Origin of the sequence: Kocuria sp., assembly GCF_030536815.1 — a bacterium.
Taxonomy (GTDB): Bacteria; Actinomycetota; Actinomycetes; order Actinomycetales; family Micrococcaceae; genus Kocuria; species Kocuria gwangalliensis.
Genome location: NZ_JAUNPE010000326.1, coordinates 1 through 1,643, shown reverse-complemented (window position 1 = coordinate 1,643; position 1,643 = coordinate 1). Strand labels below are relative to the sequence as shown.

The 1,643-nt window shown below is 62.6% G+C and carries 2 protein-coding genes; one reads left to right on the top strand and one right to left on the bottom strand.

Going from position 1 to position 1,643, the window contains the following annotated elements; translation table 11 throughout:
• Positions 1-563 (bottom strand): GlxA family transcriptional regulator (locus tag Q4E95_RS13660; RefSeq protein ID WP_303383813.1); only part of this gene is annotated, 563 nt, incomplete at its 3' end.
• A gap of 373 nt (positions 564-936) precedes the next feature.
• On the opposite strand from Q4E95_RS13660, the gene Q4E95_RS13655 reads away from it, so the two are divergent.
• Complete coding sequence (locus tag Q4E95_RS13655) at positions 937-1,605, top strand: dihydrofolate reductase family protein (protein ID WP_303383812.1); 669 nt, start codon at positions 937-939, stop codon at positions 1,603-1,605.
• Positions 1,606-1,643: the final 38 nt, after the last annotated feature.

Sequence of the window (1,643 nt, the reverse complement as noted above, 5' to 3'; positions counted from 1 at the left end):
GAGACCTGGCTCGCGAGCCCCACGCCGTGGTCCTCCTCGATGAAGGCCAGCGTCAGATCCAGCGCGCTGGTGACCCCGGCCGCGGTGGCCACCGAGCCGTCGCGGATGAAAATGGGATCGGGATCCACCGTGACCCGCGGGAACTTGCGGACCAGGTCGGCGGCGAATCGCCAGTGGGTGGTAGCGCGCTTGCCGTCCAAGAGGCCGGCCGCGGCCAGGATGGTGGCGCCCGTGCAGACTGAGGCGACCCGACGGCTTGCATCCGCCAGCCTCCGCACGTGCCGCAGCAGCGGCTCACTGTCAGCGGCGCGCAAATGCCCCACGCCACCGGCCACGATCAGAGTGTCGAGGGGGCCCAGCAGATGCTCGACGGCGCCGTGCGCCTGCAACGTCAGGCCGGTATCGCACCTGATGGGTGCCCCGTGAAGGCTGACGACCTGCACCTGATACGGATCGCTCAACCGTCCGATGAGGTTGGCCAGGTACAAGGGTGTGGTGATGCAGGCGACGTCCAGAAGTTCGGTGTGGTCGTAGGCGATTACTGCGGTCTTTCGAGCGGCCATCAGATTCCCCCGTCCGAAGCGGTAGGACGAGTATCCCAGGATTTCGGACGGGATATAAGAGCTACCGGTCGGATACCGTGCGCACGCTCCTAACCTCCAAGCATGAACACGCATACCGTTACCGCTCAGCGTTCAGAGACGCCAATGGCGCCCCGGCCCGTTTTGGGGCCCTCGTAGTAGTCATTGTTGCCATCCGGTTGCTGTCCGAGAATGTGGCCCTCGAACTGACGGTGTTCGCCGCCGTACGCGGTCGTGTCGCGGTCGCTCGCCGAATGGTGCGCCGCCCTGGATCTGACCCTCGGGGCCGGAATGTTTCTGATGCTCGTGTGAGCGGGCAGCCGGTCGATCCATGACATATCAAAGGAGACCCGTTATGACTCGTGTTCGTATGAGCTTGTTCATTTCGCTGGATGGATACGCCTCGACCACCGGTAGTTCGCCCGAGAATCCGATGGGTGTGGACTGGGAGCGTCTCACGGAGGCCTATTCCAAAACTCGCACGTTCCGCAGGTTAGTTTTCGGCGATACCAGCGGCGCGGGTACCGGTGGCCTTGATGACTATTACGCAGCCGAAAACGTCAAGGGCATCGGTTCCGAGATCATGGGTGCCGCCATGTTCGGCCTGCACTCATTTCCTGAGGATCCGGACTGGAAGGGTTGGTGGGGAGACGAGCCACCCTTCGGCACACCGGTGTATGTACTCACTCATTCCGTGCCCCGACCTCCCATTCCAATGGCGGGAGGCACAACTTTCCACTTCCGGAATGTGACCGTTCAGGACGTTCTCGCCGAAGCGACCGAGGCCGCACACGGGCTGGACGTACGTATTGGCGGGGGAATCCGCACCGCCCGGGAATTCCTGCGCGCCGGCCTGGTGGACCAGTTGCACCTCATGGTCGCACCGATCGTCCTCGGTAGAGGAACTCAGCTGTATGACGGACTTCAGGGACTGGAACTCACCCACAGCGTGGCGTCGCAGGTGGCCGAGAGCGGGACGATCCATGTCACATTCACCCGAAGAGACCAACCATTGTTCAATTAGACCGATAGGTCTAAAATTTGACCAAGCGGTCAGCTCCG